Below are 19,230 nucleotides of genomic sequence, written 5' to 3'. Positions count from 1 at the left end.
CTCAGCCTTCCTCGGGGGCGCGCGCGACGATCGCCAGCGCATGCACGCCGCCGGCCAGTTCCTCGGCGAGGGCGGCGTTGATCAGACGGTGGCGCTCGAGCCGGCTCTTGCCGGCGAAGGCCGGCGAGACGATATCCACCCTGAAATGGGTTTGTCCGCCTTCGCGCCAGCCGGCATGGCCGTGATGCTGGTGCGATTCGTCGAGCACGGCGAGCCGCAGGGGCGCTAGCGCCCGCTCCAGTTTGGTCTTAATCCGTTCAGCCATTGCGGTCATGATCATGCCCTTGTCGCGCGGCAGATATCGCTGCTGCGATGCCCTTGTCGCTTTCGCCTTCCGGTCCCATAACCCGTCCAGCATGAACTTCAACTCACGCCTTTTCGACCGCATCAGGATCGGCGCTTCCGAGGCGGAAGCGGTCGAGGAAATCCCTGCGCGCCGCTGCGATCATCCTGGCTGTGCCAAGAGCGGCGAGTTCCGGGCGCCGATGGGACGCGGCAAGGAAGGCAAGTTCTTCCAGTTCTGCCTCGACCATGTGAAGGCCTATAACGCGACCTATAACTACTTCGCCGGGATGAACGACGAGGCACTCGCCGCCTATGCCAAGCAGGAGGAGATCGGCCACCGGCCGACCTGGAAGCTCGGTGTCAATTCGAAGGCGGCGCGGATGGCGCAGCGCGGCCGGGTCGCCGGCGGCGCTGCCGGGCCAGAGGTGCAGGACGGCTTCAACATCTTCGGGGCGCGCGCCGGCCAGGAGGCGAGCAAGCCGGAATCGCGGGTCGGCATCCTGGCGCGCAAGGCGCTCGATACGCTCGGCCTGGACGACAGTGCCGACAAGGCGGCGATCAAGGCGCGCTACAAGGAACTGGTGAAGCGCTTCCACCCCGATGCGAATGCCGGCGACCGCTCGCGCGAGGGCACGCTGCAGGAAATCCTCAAGGCCTATCAGACGCTGAAGGCGCAGGGGCTGGTCTGAGCCCGGCATAGTTTCTTCGCAGCATCGGGGAATAAGCAGGGCGGCGCCGTCGTTTGCGGGGCATGAGCATTGTCCCGACCCCGACCCTGACCGGGGAGCGCATCGGCGCGCCACGGTCCTTCGCCCTTCCTGCCCTGACGATGCGGCCGGCGGTCCGCGCCGGAATCCTGCCGCTCGGGCTCGCCGTGCTGCTCGGCGCGGCGATGTGGTTCTGCCTGCCCTTCGCGGCCGAGGCAAGGATCGCGCTCATCGTCTTTGGCCTCGCGACGGTCGCCTGGTGCCTGACGGGGCTTGACGACACGCTGATCGCGCTCGCCGCGGCGGCGGCGCTGGTCGCCACGCGCACCGTCCCGGCTCAGCAACTGCATGGCGCGCTCGGCAGCGAGCTGATCTGGCTCCTGATCGGCGCCTTCATCATCGCTGCGGCGCTGCGCGCCTGCGGACTGGCCGAGCGGCTGGCGCTCTCGGCCCTGGGGCGTGTCCGCACCGTCTGGGCGCTCTTCCTCGCCGTGACCGGGGTGATCATCGCCACCGCCTTCGTGGTGCCCTCGACCTCGGGCCGGGCGGCACTGCTGCTGCCGGTCTATCTTGCCCTCGCCGCGGCGATCGACGATGCCAGGATCAACCGGGCGCTCGCTCTGCTGTTCCCAACGGTGATCCTGCTTTCGGCCGGCGGCTCACTGATCGGCGCGGGGGCGCATCTGATCGCCGTCGAGATGATCCTGCGCAGCGGCGGCGTCGGCTATGGCTATCTCGGCTGGATGGCGATGGCGCTGCCGCTGGCGGTGCTCGCCAGCCTCGCAGCCATGGCGATCATCCTGTGGCTGTTCCTCGAACCGGCCGAGCGGCGACGGGCTCTGTCCCTGCCGGCGCCCGAGACCGGACCGCTCTCGCGCCAGCAGCTCTATGTCGGTGCCGTCATTGGCTTCGTCGTTCTCGGCTGGAGCACGCAGGGCCTGCATGGCCTCGATGCCGCGGTCGTCACCCTGCTCGGCGCCGTCGCGGTGACGCTGAAGCCGTTCGCTCCGGTCTCGATGAAGCAGGCGGCGAAGACGGTGGAATGGCAGCTGATCCTGTTCCTCGCCGCGACGACGCTGATGGGCAGCGCGCTGATCGCGACCGGCGCGGCAAAATCGCTGATGGAGCTTCTGCTCGCGGCCTTGCCGGCGGGGGCTCTGGGCTCGCTTCCGGCGGTCGCCGCCCTGGTCGCTGCGGTCGCACTGCTCTCGCATCTGCTGATCACCTCGCGCAGCGCGCGGGCGACGATCCTGATCCCGCTGCTCGCCCTGCCGCTGGTCGCGCATGGCTATGATGCCAGCGCGCTGATCGTGCTGATCGTGATGGGCACCGGCTTCTGCCAGACGCTGGCGATCAGCGCCAAGCCGGTCGCGCTCTATGCCGATCTCGAAAAGCCGACCTATGCGGCGCGCGACCTGATGCTTCTTTCGCTGGCGCTGCTGCCGGTGATGTTCGCCTTCCTGATGGGATTTTCGCTCTGGATCTGGCCGATTTTCGGCCTCGTGCTGCGCTGAGCCGAGGCGCGAAAATAATGAGCCGGCATCGGAATAAGCCGGGATCGGCATCGTTTACGGAGCAGAGGCGCAAGGCCTCGTGGCACTGTGAGGATCATCCGATGACGCTCAACATCCTGATCGCCCCCTCGGGTTTCAAGGAGAGCCTGGACGCCAGCGACGTCGCCGCCGCCATCGCCTCGGGCGTTCATGCCGCCATGCCGGACGCAAGGACCCTGCTGGCGCCGCTGGTCGACGGTGGCGAGGGTTTCACCCGGGCGCTGGTCGCCGCCACCGGCGGCCAGCTCCATGAACGGACCGTGACCGGGCCGGTCGGCCAGCCGGTCGCTGCCTGCTTAGGCTTCCTCGGTCGTCCCGGACCGAAAACCGCGGTGATCGAGATGGCCGCCGCCGCCGGCCTCGCTTTGGTCCCGCGCGACCAGCGCAACCCGATGCTGACGACGAGCTATGGCGTCGGCGAACTGATCCTCGCCGCGCTCGATGCCGGCGCGGAGCGCATTCTGATCGGCTGCGGCGACAGCGGTGTCAACGATGGCGGGGCCGGTATGGCCGAAGCCCTCGGCATCCGCCTGCTCGATGCCAAGGGACAGCAGATCGCCCGCGGCGGCGGCGCGCTCGCCGACCTCGCCCGCATCGACCTTTCGGGGCGCGACCCGCGTCTCGATTGCGTCAGGCTCGACGCCGCGGTGAACTGGCACAACATCCTGCTCGGCCCGAAAGGCGTGGCGCGCGTCTTCGCGCCGCAGAAGGGGGCGACGCCGGAGCAGGTCGTCGTCCTGGAGGCCGCGCTCGAGACCTATGCCGCCTGTCTGCGCGAGGCGACCGGGCAGGATCTGTCCTGCGCGCCCGGCGGCGGCGCCTCGGGAGGGCTCGGCGCCGGCCTGCAGGGGCTGCTGGGCGCAAGGCTGCACCCGCGTTACAATATCGTGATGCAATATCTGGCTTTCGACGATCTGCTTGGCCAGGCCGACCTCGTGATCACTGCCGAGGGCTGCCTCGACGAACAGACGCCCTTCGGCAAAATCCCGGCCGAGGTGGCGCGGCGCGCCAAGGCCCTGGGCATTCCGGTGGTGGCGCTCGCCGGCACGATCGGCCGGGGCAAGGTGCGGATCAATTTCGAGCATGGCATCGACGCCTTCGCCAGCATCCTGAAGAGGCCCTGCACGCTGGAGGAGGCGATCGCCGAATCGGAGAAGCTGCTGCGCCGTGCCGCCGAGGATGCGGTGCGCATGATCGGCGTCGGCATCCGCCTGCGCGGCGAGAGCGCCGCGGCATGACGCATCGCCGTCCTTCCTCTGCCGGTCTGACGCGGCTCGCCCGCGCCCTGGCGTTCGGCTTCGGGCTGGCGCTGATGCCCTTTGCCAGCCTGCCCGACACATCCGGCCGTTTCGCTGCCGCTCTCGCCGACGATGATGGCGGTGGCGATGACGGCGGCGGAGGCGGAACGGGCGGCGGAGGCAGCGGCGGCAGCGGAGCCGGCGGTCCCGGAGGCGGCAGTGGTGGCGGCAGCTCGGAGCGCAGCAGCAGCGGGCGTCATATCCGTTCCTTCAACCTGTTCGGCCTGTTCGAGATCGGGCAAGGCGCGCAGCGCCGGACGCAGCGGAGTACGCAGCGTCCAGTGCCGCAGGCCGTGCCGCGCGAGATCGTCGCGGCGGGATTGACCGAGGCGGATATCGCCCGGCTGCGCGAGGAAGGGTTTCGCCTGGTCGCGCAGCGCAGTCTCGGCCTCGTCGGCAATCTGACGGTGCGCATGCGGGTGCCGCGGCGTCTCTCGATGGCGCGGGCGCTGGAGCGGGTGCGCACGCTGTTTCCGGCGGCCCTGGTCGATCTCAACCATCTCTATCGCGGCGTCGCGGCGCCATGCCCGGAAAATCGCTGCTTCTCGCTGCTGGCACCCGAGGCCCGCATTGCCGGGAGCTGCGTCGCGCGCGGCACCATCGGCATGGTCGATACGGGCGTGGACCTCGCGCATCCGGCGCTTGCCGGCCGGGCGATCGAGGCCGAGAGCGTGCGCGAGGCGGGCTACAAGCCGGCCGGCGACGCGCACGGAACTGATGTCGCGATCCTGCTGACGCGAGGCACCGGCGGCGAGGGGGCACGCATCATCGCGGTCGACGCTTTCCACCGGCGTGGCGGCAGCGCCAATGCCGACAGTTTCGATCTCGTCGCGGCGCTCGATCTTCTGGCCCGGCGCCGGGTGCAGACCGTCAATCTGAGCCTGGCCGGGCCGGCGAACCTGTTGCTCGAGCGTCTCGGCGCCCTGATGCACGAACGCGGCGCAGTGCTGGTCGCGGCTGCCGGCAATGATGGGCCGGGCGCCGAGCCGCGCCACCCGGCCGCCTATCCATGGGCGGTGGCGGTGACCGCGATCGACCGCGACGGCAAGATCTATGCGCGCGCCAATCGTGGCGAACATCTCGCCTTCGCGGCACCGGGGGTGCGCATCCAGTTCCCCGACAAGGCGATGCGGCCCGGCCCACCACGCTCGGGCACCTCCTATGCCGCGCCGCTGGTGACGCTCGCCTTCGCGCATCGGCGGATGCAGGACGAGGCGGCGGCGCCGCAGGCGCTGCTCGCCGCACTCTCGGCTGAAGCCAGGGATCTCGGCGCGCCCGGCCGCGACCCCGTCTTCGGCTGGGGCAGCCTGTCCTGCCCGTTATAGGCCAGGGAAACCGGACGATGCCGATATCCGAGACGAGACCGGGCCTGAATGCGAATGGCGTGTCGATATCCGAGCAGGGCGGCGGGCTCTCGCCCTTCGCGACGGAACTGGTCGCTCTGCTGCCGCGGCTGCGGCGCTATGCGATGACGTTGACGCGCTCGGCCAGCGAGGCCGACGATCTCGCGCAGGCGAGCTGCGAGCGGGCGCTGAAGGCGCAGGCGCAGTTTCAGGAGGGGACCAGGCTCGATGCCTGGCTGTTCAGCATCGCCCGCAATCTCTGGATCGATGCGCTGCGCAAGCGCCAGCGCGAGGGGCGCACCGAGGAGATCGAAGCCCATCTCGATCTGCCCGGCGAGGACGGGCGGCAGGTGAACGAGGTCGCGCTGACCGTCGATTCCGTCCAGCAGGCGCTGGCGCAGATGCCGGAGGAGCATCGCCGGCTGCTGATGCTGATCTGCGTCGAGGGCTGCAGCTATCGCGAGGCCTCGCAGCAATTGGCGATCCCGATCGGGACGGTGATGAGCCGCCTGTCACGGGCGCGGCAGGGTCTGGCGGCAAGACTGGGAATGGAAGCGAAATGACGAAGCCCGTGGTTTCCGATGAGATGTTGATCGCTCTCGCCGATGGCGAACTCGCTGCCGGCGAGGCAGACCGTCTGTATGCTTTGGTCACGGCCGATCCCGAATTGGCCGAGCGCTTCGCCGTCCTGGCCGAGACGCGCTTTCTGCTCGAAGCCGAGGGCGAGGCGAAGCAGGAGCCGGTGCCGGAGCGGCTGCTGGCCGCGATCGCGGCCGCCGATGCCCGTCCCGCGCCCGTTCAGCCGCAACTGACGATGATCGCCGGCGGCGCCGCGGATAAGCTGGCTGCCGTGCCGCGCGCCAGCGTCCGTAGGGCCGGCTGGCGCCTGCCGCTGGCGGCGAGCTTCCTGCTCGTGGCGGGCGGAGTGGCCGGCTATCTCGCCGGGCGCGGCGGGCCGGGCGCCGAACCCGGCATCGCAGTCGCAGGCCTCGCGCGCGCTGGGCTCAGCGCGGCGCTCGACACCGTGGCGAGTGGCGGCACGGTTGCGCTGCCGGCGGGAAAGCTGCGCATCATCGCCTCGCACAAGCTCGCCGATGGCCGACTCTGCCGGGAGTACACGGTCTCCGGCGCCGGTGAGGGCGCGCCCGGCTGGAACGGGATCGACTGCCGGGACGGGCAGGGCTGGCGGACCGAGTTCATCGCCGCGACGCCGCCGGAGATGGCGGGCTACAAGCCGGCGAGCGGCGGCGCGCTGGCCGAGGCTTTCCTGCTCGATCGCGGCGCGGAAGGTCCGCTCGATCCGGCGGCCGAGCAGGGGCTGCTGAAAGGGGCGAAGTAGCCCGCACTGGTTTCTGTCGGAACCACAAGGTCGTCCCGGGCTTGACCCGGGACCCATGCCGGAACATCACCGATGAAGGCTCAGGCATGGATCCCGGCTCTGCGCTTCGCTCCGGCCGGGATGACGAGCGTTTCTCCGAGGACCTAGCTCGCGTCAGCGTTCCTTCGCCGCCAGACCCGCGACATCGGCGATGATGCCGTCGAGGGCGAAGTCCTTGGGCGTGTAGACCGCCGCGACCCCCATATTGCGCAGGGCGTTCTCGTCATCGGGCGGAATGATGCCGCCGACCACGACCGGCACCTCCATGCCGGCGACGCGCAGGCGCGCGGTGACGTCGCGCACCAGCGGCAGATGCGAACCCGAAAGAATGGAAAGGCCGATGATATCTGCCTCGGTTTCCTTCGCCTGGGTCACGATCTCCTCGGGAGTCTGGCGAATGCCGCCATAACTGACCTGCATGCCGGCATCGCGCGCCCTGACCGCGATCTGCTCGGCCCCGTTCGAATGGCCGTCGAGCCCGGGCTTGCCGACCAGGAAGCGCGGCGTGCGGCCGAGCTTCTCGGTCGCGCGTGCGACGGCGGCCTTGACCGTGGCGAGGCCGGCATCGTCGCCGAGCTTGGTCGTGTCGACGCCGGTCGGGGCGCGGTACTCGCCGAAGATCTCGCGCAGGGTCTGGGCCCATTCGCCGGTGGTGACGCCAGCCTTGGCGCAGGCGATCGAGGCCGGCATGACGTTGCGGGCCTCCTTGGCGGCGCTCGCCAATTCCGCCAGCGCGGCCTCGGCCGTCCTGGCGTCGCGGGCCGAGCGCCAGGCCTTCAGCCGACCGACCGCCTCGATCTCTACCGAATCCGGCACGGTGACGACATTGCCCTCGCCGGCCGAGAGCGGCGAGGGCTCGCTGTTGGTGAACTTGTTGACGCCGACGACGATCTGCTCGCCGCGCTCGATCGCCTCGATCCGGCGCGCGCCGTTCTCGACCAGCGCCTGCTTCATGTAGCCGGTCTCGATCGCGGCCAGGGCCCCGCCCATGGCGTCGATCTTCGCCAGTTCCTCGAGCGCTGCCGCCTTGAGCTCTGCGACCTTGCTGTCGATCACGGTCGAGCCGTCGAAGATGTCGCCGAATTCGAGCAGGTCGGTCTCGTAGGCGAGCACCTGCTGCATGCGCAGCGACCATTGCTGGTCGAAGGGGCGCGGCAGGCCCAGCGCCTCGTTCCAGGCCGGCAGCTGCACGGCGCGGGCGCGGGCCTTCTTCGACAGCGTCACCGCCAGCATCTCGATCAGGATGCGGTAGACATTGTTCTCGGCCTGCGGCTCGGTCAGCCCGAGCGAATTGACCTGCACGCCATAGCGGAAGCGGCGATGCTGCTCCTCGGTGACGCCATAGCGGCCGAGGGTGATCTCGTCCCAGAGTTCGACGAAGCTGCGCATCTTGCAGAGCTCGGTGACGAAGCGCATGCCGGCATTGACGAAGAAGGAGATGCGCCCGACGACGCTGCCGAATTCCTCCGGCGAGACCTCCGGCCGGGCCTTGATCGAGTCAAGCAGGGCGATCGCGGTCGCGAGCGCGAAGGAAAGCTCCTGCACCGGCGAGGCGCCGGCCTCCTGCAGATGGTAGGAACAGACATTGGTCGGGTTCCATTTCGGCAGCTCGCGGGCCGTGAACACGACGATGTCGGTGGTCAGCGCCATGGAGGGGCGCGGCGGGAAGACATAGGTCCCGCGGGAGAGGTATTCCTTGACGAGGTCGTTCTGGGTCGTGCCCTGCAAAGCCGGGCGCGGGGCGCCCTGCTCGTCGGCGACGGCGATATAGAGCGAGAGCAGCCAGGCCGCCGTCGCGTTGATCGTCATCGAGGTGTTCATCTGCGCCAGCGGAATGTCCTGGAACAGGGTCCTCATGTCGCCGAGATGCGTCACGGGCACGCCGACCTTGCCGACCTCGCCGCGCGAGAGGACATGGTCGGGGTCGTAGCCGGTCTGGGTCGGCAGGTCGAAGGCGACGGAAAGCCCGGTCTGGCCCTTGGCGAGATTGGTCCGGTAGAGCCTGTTGGATTCGGCGGCGTCGGAGTGGCCGGCATAGGTCCGGAAGATCCAGGGTTTATCACGCGACAAAGGCTTGTCGCGCTGGGCCTGCTTGCCGAGAGGATCGATCGCGTTCATGGCCGCTCCCTGCCGTGCCGTCTTCTTGAGCTCGTGCAAACTGATTGTTGCACTGCAACGAAGATAACGCCAGAGGGAGCGAAAGGTCGCCTCAGACCTTGGGATGAGGGGGCTTCCTTCTCCCCTTGTGGGAGAAGGTGGCGCGCAGCGCCGGATGAGGGGTCGCGCTATCCTTCGTCGATCTGGCCGGGAGAATGAGACGCGGCCTGCGGTCCGCAACCCCTCATCCGTCTCGGCTTCGCCGAGCCACCTTCTCCCGCAAGGGGAGAAGGGAAGAGCCCCTACGCCGCCAGTTCGCGCATCACCTTGATCAGGTCGGACTTGCCCTCGAAGCCGATGCCCGGCAGGTCCGGCATGGTGATGAAGCTGTTTTCGACCCGAACCGTGTCAGGGAAGCCGCCATAAGGCTGGAACAGGTCGGGATAGCTCTCATTGCCGCCCAGCCCGAGGCCGGCGGCGATGTTGAGCGACATCTGGTGGCCGCCATGCGGGATGCAGCGGTCGTAAGCCCAGCCGGCGACCTTCAGCGCGGCGAGGGTGCGCTGGTATTCGCAGAGCCCGTAGGAGAGGGCGCAGTCGAATTGCAGCCAGTCGCGATCCGGCCGCATGCCGCCATGGCGCAGGAGGTTGCGCGCGTCCTGATGGCTGAACAGGTTCTCGCCGGTCGCCATCGGGCCGGGATAGAATTCGGCGAGGGCAGCCTGGAGGGCGTAGTCGAGCGGGTCGCCCGCCTCCTCGTACCAGAACAGCGGATAGTCGCGCAGCGCCTTGGCATAGGCGATGGCTGTCTCGAGGTCGAAGCGGCCGTTGGCGTCGACGGCGAGCTGAGCGTCCTTGCCGATCTCGGCCAGCACGGCCTCGATGCGGCGCCGGTCCTCGGCCAGCGGGGCGCCGCCGATCTTCATCTTCACGACGCGATAGCCGCGGTCGAGATAGGAGCGCATCTCGGCGCGCAGAGCATCGTCGTCCTTGCCGGGATAGTAGTAGCCGCCGGCGGCGTAGACGAAGACCTTTGGATCGGCCTGCCGGCCATGGCGCTCGGCGAGCAGGCGGAAGAGCGGCTTGCCGGCGATCTTGGCGGTGGCGTCCCAGATCGCCATGTCGAGCGTGCCGACGGCGACCGAGCGCTCGCCATGGCCGCCCGGCTTCTCGTTCTTCATCATCGCCGCCCAGCAGCGATCGGGATCGAGATTGTCGCCGGTGTCGTCGACGAGGCTCTTAGCCTCGGCTTCCAGCAGGCGCGGCGCGAAACGCTCGCGGATCAGCCCGCCCTGGCCGTAGCGGCCGTTCGAGTTGAAGCCGTAGCCGACGACGCGGCGTCCGTCGCGGACGACGTCGGTGACGACGGCGACGAGGCTCGTCGTCATCTTCGAGAAGTCGATATAGGCGTTGCGGATCGGCGAGGCGATCGGTTGCGTGATCTCGCGGACGTCGACGATGCGCATGGTCTTCTGCTCCCCTTTGGGGCGCTTATGCCGCTGGGCGGACGGTCTGACAACGGCCGCTATCGGTGGGGCTGTTCGGTGCCGGCTACATGGAGCAGCTCATTCGAAACATGGGTTTCGAGGATCACCATGGTCGAGGTTTCCGCGACGCAGGGGATCGATTGCAGCCCGGCACTGATGAAGTTCCGGAGTGCGTCGATGTCCTTGACCCAGACGCGCAGCAGGTAATCGACATTGCCGGTCACCAGCAGGCATTCCGTGATTTCGGGACGCCCCTGAATGGCGCTCATGAACTGGCTGGCGGCATCCGGGCTCTGCTTGGCGAGCTTGACACTGACCATGACGCAGATGCCGAAGCCGAGCGCCATTGGACTGATCCGCGCCGAATAGCCTTCGATCACGCCTGCATCTTCGAGCCGTTTGATCCGCCGGGTGCAGGGCGTTGCGGACAGGCCCACCAGCTCCGCCAGTTCCAGTATCGAGATGCGCCCGTTGTGCTGCAGAGCAGCGAGAATGCGCCGGTCGATGCGGTCCAGCTCGATCATGGGTGAATTCCACTAGCAGTAGTCGAATCTGATAGCTGAAAAATGGATCTCTGAGCGAATTTCTACGAAAGATCGCACGGATTCGCTCAAGCTCTGAGTGCTATGGTGGCGTCCAACCCTGGGGTAGAAGATGCCCGCTGTCGACGAGAAGGTGATCGAGCTCCATGCCGAAACTTGACGGGCCCATGCCGAAATCGCGTCCTGCCCTCGCCAGCTGGCTCTCGACCGGCAACAGCATCACCCAGCAGTTCATGGCGATCGGCGGGCAGACCGATTTCGTCAGCCTCGCCGGCGGGCTGCCGGCGGCGGAGCTCTATCCGGTCGAGGCGATGGCGGCCGCGCAGGAGCGGACGCTGACGCGCTGGGGTTCGACGATCCTCGAATACGGGCCGATCGAAGGGCTTCCGGCGCTGCGGGCGGCGGTGGCGGAGCGGGTTTCGGCGGCGAGCGGACGCCGCTTCGGCCCGGAAAACGTGCTGCTCACCACCGGTGCGATGCAGGGGCTCGATCTCGTCGGCAAGCTCCTGGTCGACCCCGGCGAACTGATCCTCTCGCAATTCCCGACCTATCTCGGGGCGCTCGACGCCTGGCGGCCGCGGTCGCCGCGCTATGAGAAGCTCGACTGGAGCCTGCAGGCGCCGGGCCATGACGTGGCGCTGCGGCAGGCCAAATTCGTCTATGCCGTGCCGAACTACTCAAACCCGACCGGCGTGCTCGTCTCGCAGGAACAGCGGGCCGGGCTGCTCGACAAGGTGATCGAGGCCGGGACCTGGCTGGTCGAGGACGACCCCTATCTGCCGCTGCAGTTCGACGGGCCGGCCGGGCCCGGCATCCTCGCCCATCATGCGCAGCGCCAGCCGAACGGCGCCTATGACGGGCCGGTGATCTATCTCGGTACGCTCTCGAAGAGCCTGGCACCGGGAATGCGTGTCGGCTGGATCGTCGCCGAGGCCTCGTTGATCGCGGCGCTGGCGCTGGTCAAGCAGTCGACCGACATCGCCTCCAGTCTGCTGACGCAGGCGCTGGCGCTCGAAATGATCGAGAGCGATTTCGAGGCGCAGCATGTGCCGAAGATCGTCGCGACCTATCGCGAGCGGCGCGACGCGCTCTGCGCTGCTGCAAGCGAGCATCTCTCCGACTGGTTCGAATGGGAGGTGCCGCCCGGTGGCATGTTCGTCTGGATGCGGGCGAAGACGCCGGAGATCGACACCGACGTGCTCTATGCCCATGCGCTCCAGGAGAAGGTCGCCTTCGTGCCATCGAGCGTCTTCGATCCCAATGGCGTCCTGAAGAGCGCGATGCGGGTGAACTTCACCCGCTCGGCGCCGGATGTGCTGGGCGAGGGCGTGCGCCGGCTGGCGCGGGCGACAAGGCGCCAGCTCGAAGCGCGGCCAGACCGGGCGGCCTGAACGACCTCGCTTTGGCTCAGGCCGGCTTCGCGACCAGCGCGCCGGCCTTGCCGCCGCGCATGGTGATGCAGAAGGCGGCGGCGAAGAGGCAGAGCGCGCCGGCGATGAAGAAGGCCGGCAGGTAGCTGTCATAGACGGTGCGGCTGAAGCCGGCGCCATAGGCGGCGAAGGCGGCGCCGAGCTGGTGGCCGGCGAAGATCCAGCCGAAGACGAGGTTCGCTTTCTCGCCGAAGCGGTCGGCGGCGAGCTTTACGGTCGGCGGCACGGTCGCGACCCAGTCGAGCCCGTAAAATACGGCGAACAGAGCGAGGCCGTAGAACGAGAAGCCGGTGAAGGGCAGATAGAGCAGCGAGAGCCCGCGCAGCCCGTAATACCAGAACAGCAGCCAGCGGCTGTCATAGCGGTCGGAGAGCCAGCCCGAGCCGACCGTCCCGAGGAAATCGAAAATGCCGATCACGGCGAGCACGCCCGCCGCCGTCACCGCGGCCATGCCGTAATCGCCGCAGAGCGCGATGAAATGGGTCTGCACCAGCCCGTTGGTGCTGGCGCCGCAGACGAAGAAGGTGCCGAACAGCACCCAGAAGGTGCGGGTCCGTGCCGCCTCGCGCAGTGCGACGAGCGGCGAGACGAGCATCGCGCCGAAGCTCGCGGGGGCTGAAGGGGCCGGGACGATCTTCGTCTCGCCATAGGGCGCGAGGCCGACATCGGCGGGCCGGTCGCGCATCAGGGCGAGCACGGCGAGCGCCGCGACGACGATCAGGCCGAGCACCAGCAGCATGGCCGAGCGCCAGCCGACCTGATCGGTCAGCCAGGCGAGCACGGGCAGGAAGACGAGCTGTCCGGTCGCGGTGCTCGCCGTCAGCAGGCCGACGACGAGGCCGCGCCGGTGCGAGAACCAGCGCGTCGCGACGGTCGCGCCGAGCACCATCGCGGTCATGCCGGTGCCGAAGCCGAGCACGACGCCCCAGAGCAGCATCAGCTGCCAGAGCTCGGTCATGGCAAAGGAGCCGAGGATGCTCGCGGCGATCAAGGCGAGCGCGACGGCGACGACCGGGCGCAGGCCGAAGCGGTTCATGAAGGCGGCGGCGAAGGGGCCCATCAGGCCGAACAGCGCGAGCCGGATCGCCAGCGCCGAGGAGATTTCGGAGGTCGCCCAGCCGAATTCCTTCTGCAGCGGCCCGATCAGCACGCCGGGCGCGCCGACCGCGCCCGCCGTCACCAGCATGGTCAGGAAGGTCACGGCGGCGACGATCCAGCCGTAATGGATGCCATGGCGGGCGAGGGCGCCGGCGAGGCCTGAAGGGGCAGGTGGGGCGGCGAAGTCCGGTTGCATGGCGGCTTCCTGTCGCGGGTAGATACCCGTATTCGCGTGAAGGAATCAGAGTGAATCGAGGGCGGAGCGCAGCTGCTTCATGAAATCGGCCCCGAGGCGGTCGTCGAGGGCCTTCTGGGCGCCATCCCAGAGTGGGGCTCCGTCGGTCAGGACCTGTCGACCGGCATCGGAGAGCTGAACGATCGCCTCGCGTTGGTCTTCGCCACGTCCGAGCGCGACGAGGCCCATCTTCTCGAGCACGCGGACATTGCGGCCGACGGTCGAACGGTCGAGGTCGACCCGGTGGCCGAGCTCGGTCAGCGTCGCCGGCTCGATGCGGGCGATCGAGCGCATCAGGCTGAACTGCGCGATGTTGACCCCGACCGGCGCGATCGCCTCGTCATAGAAGGCGATCATCCGCCGCGAGGCCGAGCGCAGGGTCGTGCAGATGCAGGGCGAGGACATGGGTGCGGGTATATGCCCGCGATGAGGTGATTGCAAGTCACAATGCGTGCCGGGCTGATCCCTGTTGGCGAGGCCCGTCATGTTGCCCTTGCGGTGAGTATCCACGTCTAGAACGCCCCCTTCCCAACGGAGACGTGGATGGTCGGGGCAAGCCCGACCAAGACGCGGGGAAGGCTGTCGTTAGTTCCTCGCGCCCGGCAGCTTGGGCAGCGGCAGGAAGTCGACGCCTTCCTCGTTCAGCATCTTCGCATCCTCGGCCGTCGCCTCGCCATAGATGGCGCGGCCTTCGCTCTCGCCGTGATGGATCTTCAACGCCTCCTCGGCGAACCGCGGCCCGACATGCTCGGCGTTCTTGGCGACATGATCGTGCAGGGCGGTCAGCATGGCGCGGAAGGCGACTTCCTTCTCGCCCATCAGCGCGACGGGCGCGGGTGTCGCTGGCGCTGGAGCTTCGGCGGCGGGCGTTTCCGCCGGCTCGGCCTGCTCGGACGGGCGCGGGCCGCGATCCGTGCGCGCGACCGCCGGGGCCATGACGCCGCGCTCGATCTTGATACTGTCGCAGAACGGGCAGGCGACGAGGCCGCGCCTGGCCTGTTCGTCGAAACCGGAGGAGCTGGCGAACCAGCTCTCGAAGCCGTGGCCATTATCGCAGATGAGAGCGTAGCGGATCATGTCTTCTCTGGTCGGGGCGCCACACTGCGCGGCGTGCCGAAGCGTCTCAAGGGCTCAATCAGTTAAAATGGGGCCTGCCGCCTTCGGCGCCAAGCCCGCGGGGCCGCATCATTCGGCCGCGTCGCGCTGCGGGCGCTCGGCCTGCCAGGTCTCGACCGTGAAGGGCCGCGTATGCCGCAGGCTCGGAATCCGGGTGCGGGCATTGGCGACCTCGGCGAGGTCGAACTCGGCGAGGATCACGCCCGGCTCGTTGCCGGCCTCCGCCAGGACCCGGCCCCAGGGATCGACGATGATCGAATGGCCATAGCTCTCGCGGCCATCCTCATGCACGCCGCCCTGCGCGGCCGAGACCATGAAGGCGCCGTTCTCGATCGCCCGCGCGCGCTGCAGCACCTGCCAATGCGCCTCGCCGGTCTGGCGGGTGAAGCAGGCAGGCGCGGTCAGCATGAAGGCGCCGGCCTCCGCTTGCGCCCGGTAGAGATAGGGGAAGCGGACATCGTAGCAGATCGACATGCCGACCAGCCCCCAGGGCGTCTCGACCAGGGCTGCCTCGGCGCCGCCGCTGAAGGTGTTCGATTCGCGCCAGGTCTCGCCATTGGGCAGATCGACATCGAAGAGATGGATCTTGTCGTAGCGCGCGGCGATGTTGCCCTCGGGGTCGATCATATAGGCGCGGTTGGCGATCTTCTCGCCAGCCTTGACCGAGAGCGAGCCGATCTGCAGCCAGATCTTGCGGTCGCGCGCGGTCTCGCGCAGCCCGGCGAGGACGTCATGGCTGTCCTCGGCCTGACAGGTCTCGCGCAGGCGCTTGGTGTCGCGCTCGCAGAGATTGGTGACCTCGGGGGTCTGGACGAACTGCGCGCCCTGGGCGACGGCCTCGCCGATCATCCGCACCGCATCGTCGCGGTTGCGCAGCGGATCGCGACTCGAACGCATCTGGACGCAGGCGGCGATGAAGCGCGTGCCGGACATGGCTCTCTCCGTTCAGGCGGCGAGCAGGGCGTCGAGCTTGCCCTGCGCCTCGAGGGCGTGAAGATCGTCGGAACCGCCGACATGGCTTTCGCCGATGAAGATCTGCGGCACCGAGGTCCGCCCGCCGGCCTTGGCTGTCATCGCCTGGCGCAGCTCCGGCTTGCCGTCGACGCCGATCTCCTCGAAGGCGACGCCCTTCTTGGTCAGCAGGGCCTTGGCGGCATGGCAATAGGGGCACCAGCTCGTGGTGTAGATCGTGACTTGCGGCATCGCTCGGGTCCGGTCGCTGTCTCCAGCCTTCGTATATAGGGCCGGCTCAGCTTTCCGTCACGACCCGGGCGAAGCTCAGCATGTCGACGGCCGTCGCCCCGCCGCGCAGCAAAGCGCGGGCGGCGGCATTGGCGGTCGCGCCGGTGGTCAGCACGTCGTCCACCAGCAGGACGCGCCTGCCTTCGAGACGCGGGCGCATCGCCGGCGGCACCTTGAAGGCGCCCTGCAGGTTCTCGCCGCGCTGCGCCCGCGTCAGCCCGACCTGCTGCTTCGTCCGCTTGACGCGGGTGAGCGCCTGGTGCTCGCAGGGCAGGCCGGACTGCCGCGCCACCACCTGCGCCAGCGCAGCCGCCTGGTTGAAGCGGCGTGTCCAGAGGCGGAAGCGATGCAGCGGCACCGGCACGACGAGATCGCATTCCGCGGTCAGCTCATGGCCGGCCTGCGCCATCATCCTGCCGAGCATCAGAGCGAGTTCGAGCCGGTCGCCATATTTCAGCCGGTGCACCAGCTCGCGCGCCGTGCCATCGAAGCGGCAGGCGGCGCGGGCCCTGGCGAAAACCGGCGGATCGGCGATCGCGGCGGGCGAGACCAGCCCGGCGCCGAGGTCGACCTCGAAGGGCGTGCCGAGGCGCTCGCAAAAGGGCCGCTCGATGAAGCCGATCCCTGACCAGCAGGCGGCGCAGAGCCCCTGGGCCTGGTCCGTTGCTGCCCGGCAGGCGATGCAGGATGGTGGATAAATGAGCTCGACCAGTCCCTTCAGCCCGGCGCCGAGCCAGCGCCGACCGCTGCGGAGTGCCCCGCCGGAGGCGATTGCCATCGTCTTCTGCAGCTTCTGCGGAAGGCTCATCCCCGCGATGCCTCCGCGGCGAATGGATTTTGGCTTTTTGCCGTGCGAGCCTCTCCGGGCATGTCAATTCGCCGGGCGGACCCTATCTCAGAATCGAAGGCGCGGCCCGGCCCGCAAGGCCGGCACGCCGTCTCCCCTCCCTCCGGCCGACCGGCCGCCTCCCGACAAGGACCGCCAAGATGAGTCATTCCGGTGCTTCCGCCAGCGCTTCCGTCGCGAAGCTGTTCACGCCCTTCCAGCTCGGCGATCTCACGCTGAAGAACCGCGTCGTGATGGCGCCGCTGACGCGCAACCGCGCCAGCAAGCATGATGATGCGCCGAATGCGCTGAATGTCGAGTATTACCGCCAGCGCGCCGGTGCCGGGCTGATCATCACCGAGGCGACGCAGATCTCGCAGCAGGGCCAGGGCTATATCTGGACCCCGGGCATCTATCGCGACGCGCATATCGCCGGCTGGAAGGCGGTGACCGACGCCGTCCATGCGCAGGGCGGCGTGATCTTCGCCCAGCTCTGGCATGTCGGCCGGGTCAGCCACAGCGTGCTGCAGCCCGGCAACCAGGCGCCGGTCGCGCCGTCTGCCCTGCGGGCCAACACCAAGACCTATATCGAGAGCGGCTTCACCGATGTTTCGGAACCGCGGGCGCTCGCGCTCGACGAGATCCCCGGCATCGTCGCCGACTTCGTCCGGGCGGCTGAGAACGCCAAGGCCGCCGGCTTCGACGGCATCGAGCTGCACGGCGCCCATGGCTATCTGCTCGACCAGTTCCTGCGTGACGGCTCCAACAAGCGCGACGACGCCTATGGCGGCTCGATCGAAAATCGCGCTCGGTTGACGCTGGAGGTGGTCGACGCCGTCGCCCAGGTCTTCCCGAAGGGGTGCGTTGGCATCAGGATCTCGCCGGTCAGCCCGGCCAACGATGCCCGCGACCAGCATCCGCAGGAGCTGTTCGGCTATCTCGTCGGCGAGCTCGACAAGCGCGGCATCGGCTTCATCCATGTCGTCGAGGGCGCGACGCGCGAGGCGCGCGACTATCTGCCCTTCGACTATCAGGCGCTGCGCAAGGCTTTCCGCGGCGCCTACATCGCCAATAATGGCTTCACCCGCGCGCTCGCCATCGAGGCGGTCGAGAAGGGCGAGGCCGATCTCGTCGCCTTCGGCCGGCTCTTCATCGCCAATCCCGACCTGCCGGAGCGCCTGCGCCGCGACGCGCCGCTGAACACGCCGGATACGGCGACCTTCTATGGTGGCGATGCCCGGGGCTACACCGACTATCCGGCGCTGGCCGGCCCGGATGCCGCACCCGCGGTCTGAGGCGGCCTCGCTGCTGCCGCCCTTCTGCGGGGCTGGCGCTTGCCGGCCCCGCCCGCGCGGATGCATTCCGCCGCTCCAGGCGATTCGCCCTCCGAACCGGCGCCTTGTCGGCCCAGACTGGCTTCGCGCCGGTGGCTCGGGGAGCCGGCTTAGGCTTTCGACACCCGGACTCGATCGCAGCACGAGCCTCGACACGATGCCCGGATACTGGGGAATGCGGAGCGCGCCGGTCCGGGCAGGAAGGCTTCGCGAGGCCGGAACCATCACGAAATGCCGGCGAAGCGGGAATTTCGACCATGCTGGTCCGGCAGGGCAGGGCGCCGATGCGCGGACGGGTGGGATGAAGCCGAACCGGCGGCCCCCGCGCCTGCGTGAAGCTTTTGTCATCGCGGTGCAGGAAAGGCTTGCAGTGCGGGCAAGGCCCGACTATACGGACGGCCTGCCGCGCTGCTCCCTTCGTCTAGCGGTCTAGGACGTCGCCCTCTCACGGCGAAAACAGGGGTTCGAGTCCCCTAGGGAGCGCCATCCGGCTCGCTATCGCATTGATCCTCCATCATTGTTCGGTGTCTTTCCCAAACCTCTCGGGCTGGGTTTGGAAGTGTCTGTTCGCGCTGCGTATTCCAGCCGGGTGACGGCGGCGCGTGCGAGGCGCTGCTGATCGACGTCGCGAGTTTAGCGCCCGGCCTCGGCAAGTGTCTTGTGTCCGAGCACTGCCATGATCTCATTGGCAGACATCCTGCTTCGGCGAGACGGTGCCCGGCGGCTTTCCTGAGGCATGGGGCTGGCAGCACAAGGAAAGCCCGACGTCTGCGTCGCGCGGGTAGCTGCTGAAGCCGTTGACGGTGTGGCCCTTATCCTCGTTTCCGCGATAGGTGTCTGCGTTACAAGTGCCCGGTGGGCCAGTATTTCTGCCATTTCTTCTTGCATAGTCGCCGTGGGCGTCGTGCGCTCCATCGCGTATGCCTGCTACTTGGTTTGGGCCGGCGGTGATTTTGAAGTCTGTCTCATTGCCGATGGGCTGAATTTGTGGGCCAGCAGAAGCCATGTCTGTAATTCAAAATCATGCGTCAAATCATCTTCCCAAACCGAGGGATGATAATGATAGAAGGTATCGCCTTCTGATCGAATGGATTTACATGGTCCGGACCATGTTTCCCAGGTTTCTGCTCGTGAGCTGTTTGGTGGCAGGACTGCGTGTAGGGCTATAGCGATCGTCTCGCGCGTTCAAGAAACTGTGTCCGGACTATCGCGAGCCTACGCGACCGGTTCGCGCCGGTGGGGCTGGAGCTTCCCGATGC

At 68.2% G+C, this 19,230-nt stretch carries 18 protein-coding genes and 1 tRNA gene; 9 read left to right on the top strand and 10 right to left on the bottom strand.

Annotation, left to right across the window (positions count from 1 at the left end):
* Position 1 precedes the first annotated feature (1 nt).
* A complete protein-coding gene (locus ACWGRX_RS08055; protein ID WP_291645827.1) occupies positions 2–274 on the bottom strand; it encodes a BolA family protein in 273 nt (90 codons plus the stop codon).
* An 82-nt stretch (positions 275–356) separates the two neighbouring features.
* On the opposite strand from ACWGRX_RS08055, the gene ACWGRX_RS08050 reads away from it, so the two are divergent.
* The 6 genes from ACWGRX_RS08050 to ACWGRX_RS08025 all read left to right on the top strand — a co-directional run bounded on the left by ACWGRX_RS08050 (position 357) and on the right by ACWGRX_RS08025 (position 6,525).
* On the top strand, positions 357–974 hold the full coding sequence (locus ACWGRX_RS08050) for a J domain-containing protein (protein ID WP_452117115.1): 618 nt from the start codon (positions 357–359) through the stop codon (positions 972–974).
* A gap of 62 nt (positions 975–1,036) precedes the next feature.
* Positions 1,037–2,506: an SLC13 family permease gene (locus ACWGRX_RS08045; protein WP_452117114.1), complete on the top strand. Its 1,470-nt coding sequence runs from the start codon at positions 1,037–1,039 to the stop codon at positions 2,504–2,506.
* Positions 2,507–2,607: 101 nt separating this feature from the next.
* Entirely contained in the window at positions 2,608–3,783 is a 1,176-nt protein-coding gene (locus tag ACWGRX_RS08040) for a glycerate kinase family protein (RefSeq protein ID WP_452117113.1), read from the top strand.
* Positions 3,780–5,168 (top strand): S8 family serine peptidase, encoded by a 1,389-nt coding sequence (locus tag ACWGRX_RS08035; RefSeq protein ID WP_452117112.1) that lies wholly within the window; start codon positions 3,780–3,782, stop codon positions 5,166–5,168. The genes ACWGRX_RS08040 and ACWGRX_RS08035 overlap by 4 nt, the downstream gene beginning before the upstream one ends.
* Positions 5,169–5,227: 59 nt before the next feature.
* Positions 5,228–5,749 (top strand): RNA polymerase sigma factor, encoded by a 522-nt coding sequence (locus tag ACWGRX_RS08030; protein ID WP_452117111.1) that lies wholly within the window; start codon positions 5,228–5,230, stop codon positions 5,747–5,749.
* Positions 5,746–6,525, top strand: a complete 780-nt coding sequence (locus ACWGRX_RS08025; RefSeq protein ID WP_452117110.1) for a hypothetical protein — start codon at positions 5,746–5,748, stop codon at positions 6,523–6,525. Before ACWGRX_RS08030 ends, ACWGRX_RS08025 begins: the two co-directional genes overlap by 4 nt.
* Positions 6,526–6,678: 153 nt before the next feature.
* On the opposite strand, the gene ACWGRX_RS08020 is transcribed toward ACWGRX_RS08025, so the two are convergent.
* From ACWGRX_RS08020 to ACWGRX_RS08010, 3 genes are all read right to left on the bottom strand, one after another.
* Entirely contained in the window at positions 6,679–8,682 is a 2,004-nt protein-coding gene (locus tag ACWGRX_RS08020; RefSeq protein WP_452117109.1) for a methylmalonyl-CoA mutase family protein, read from the bottom strand.
* Positions 8,683–8,963: 281 nt separating this feature from the next.
* On the bottom strand, positions 8,964–10,127 hold the full coding sequence (locus tag ACWGRX_RS08015) for a mandelate racemase/muconate lactonizing enzyme family protein (RefSeq protein WP_452117108.1): 1,164 nt from the start codon (positions 10,125–10,127) through the stop codon (positions 8,964–8,966).
* A 59-nt stretch (positions 10,128–10,186) separates the two neighbouring features.
* Positions 10,187–10,672, bottom strand: a complete 486-nt coding sequence (locus tag ACWGRX_RS08010; RefSeq protein ID WP_452117107.1) for an Lrp/AsnC family transcriptional regulator — start codon at positions 10,670–10,672, stop codon at positions 10,187–10,189.
* A gap of 185 nt (positions 10,673–10,857) precedes the next feature.
* Between ACWGRX_RS08010 and ACWGRX_RS08005 the strand changes: the two genes are divergently transcribed.
* Positions 10,858–12,081, top strand: coding sequence for an aminotransferase-like domain-containing protein (locus tag ACWGRX_RS08005; RefSeq protein ID WP_452117106.1), 1,224 nt, complete (start codon positions 10,858–10,860; stop codon positions 12,079–12,081).
* A gap of 16 nt (positions 12,082–12,097) precedes the next feature.
* On the opposite strand, the gene ACWGRX_RS08000 is transcribed toward ACWGRX_RS08005, so the two are convergent.
* The 6 genes from ACWGRX_RS08000 to ACWGRX_RS07975 form a co-directional block, all read right to left on the bottom strand.
* Positions 12,098–13,414 carry an MFS transporter gene (locus ACWGRX_RS08000; protein WP_452117105.1) on the bottom strand — a complete coding sequence of 439 codons (1,317 nt, stop codon included), beginning with the start codon at positions 13,412–13,414 and terminating at the stop codon, positions 12,098–12,100.
* 45 nt (positions 13,415–13,459) lie between these two features.
* Positions 13,460–13,858, bottom strand: coding sequence for a MarR family winged helix-turn-helix transcriptional regulator (locus ACWGRX_RS07995; RefSeq protein ID WP_291638216.1), 399 nt, complete (start codon positions 13,856–13,858; stop codon positions 13,460–13,462).
* A 180-nt stretch (positions 13,859–14,038) separates the two neighbouring features.
* Positions 14,039–14,530 carry a DUF1178 family protein gene (locus tag ACWGRX_RS07990; RefSeq protein WP_452117104.1) on the bottom strand — a complete coding sequence of 164 codons (492 nt, stop codon included), beginning with the start codon at positions 14,528–14,530 and terminating at the stop codon, positions 14,039–14,041.
* A 108-nt stretch (positions 14,531–14,638) separates the two neighbouring features.
* On the bottom strand, positions 14,639–15,502 hold the full coding sequence (locus tag ACWGRX_RS07985) for a carbon-nitrogen hydrolase family protein (RefSeq protein WP_452117103.1): 864 nt from the start codon (positions 15,500–15,502) through the stop codon (positions 14,639–14,641).
* Between the two features lie 12 nt (positions 15,503–15,514).
* On the bottom strand, positions 15,515–15,772 hold the full coding sequence (gene grxC / locus ACWGRX_RS07980; RefSeq protein ID WP_291645647.1) for a glutaredoxin 3: 258 nt from the start codon (positions 15,770–15,772) through the stop codon (positions 15,515–15,517).
* Between the two features lie 46 nt (positions 15,773–15,818).
* Positions 15,819–16,619, bottom strand: a complete 801-nt coding sequence (locus ACWGRX_RS07975; RefSeq protein WP_452117102.1) for a ComF family protein — start codon at positions 16,617–16,619, stop codon at positions 15,819–15,821.
* A 179-nt stretch (positions 16,620–16,798) separates the two neighbouring features.
* Here ACWGRX_RS07975 and ACWGRX_RS07970 point away from each other — a divergent pair, with 179 nt between their 5' ends.
* Together ACWGRX_RS07970 and ACWGRX_RS07965 are read left to right on the top strand one after the other, a co-directional pair.
* Positions 16,799–17,932, top strand: coding sequence for an alkene reductase (locus tag ACWGRX_RS07970; RefSeq protein ID WP_452117101.1), 1,134 nt, complete (start codon positions 16,799–16,801; stop codon positions 17,930–17,932).
* Between the two features lie 449 nt (positions 17,933–18,381).
* Positions 18,382–18,457: transfer RNA gene (locus ACWGRX_RS07965), tRNA-Glu, on the top strand.
* The last annotated feature ends 773 nt before the right edge of the window (positions 18,458–19,230 follow it).

The sequence above is a fragment of the Allobosea sp. NPDC055594 genome, assembly GCF_053618995.1.
Note: the sequence above shows the minus strand (reverse complement) of the source record. Positions and strands in the feature narration are given on the sequence as shown.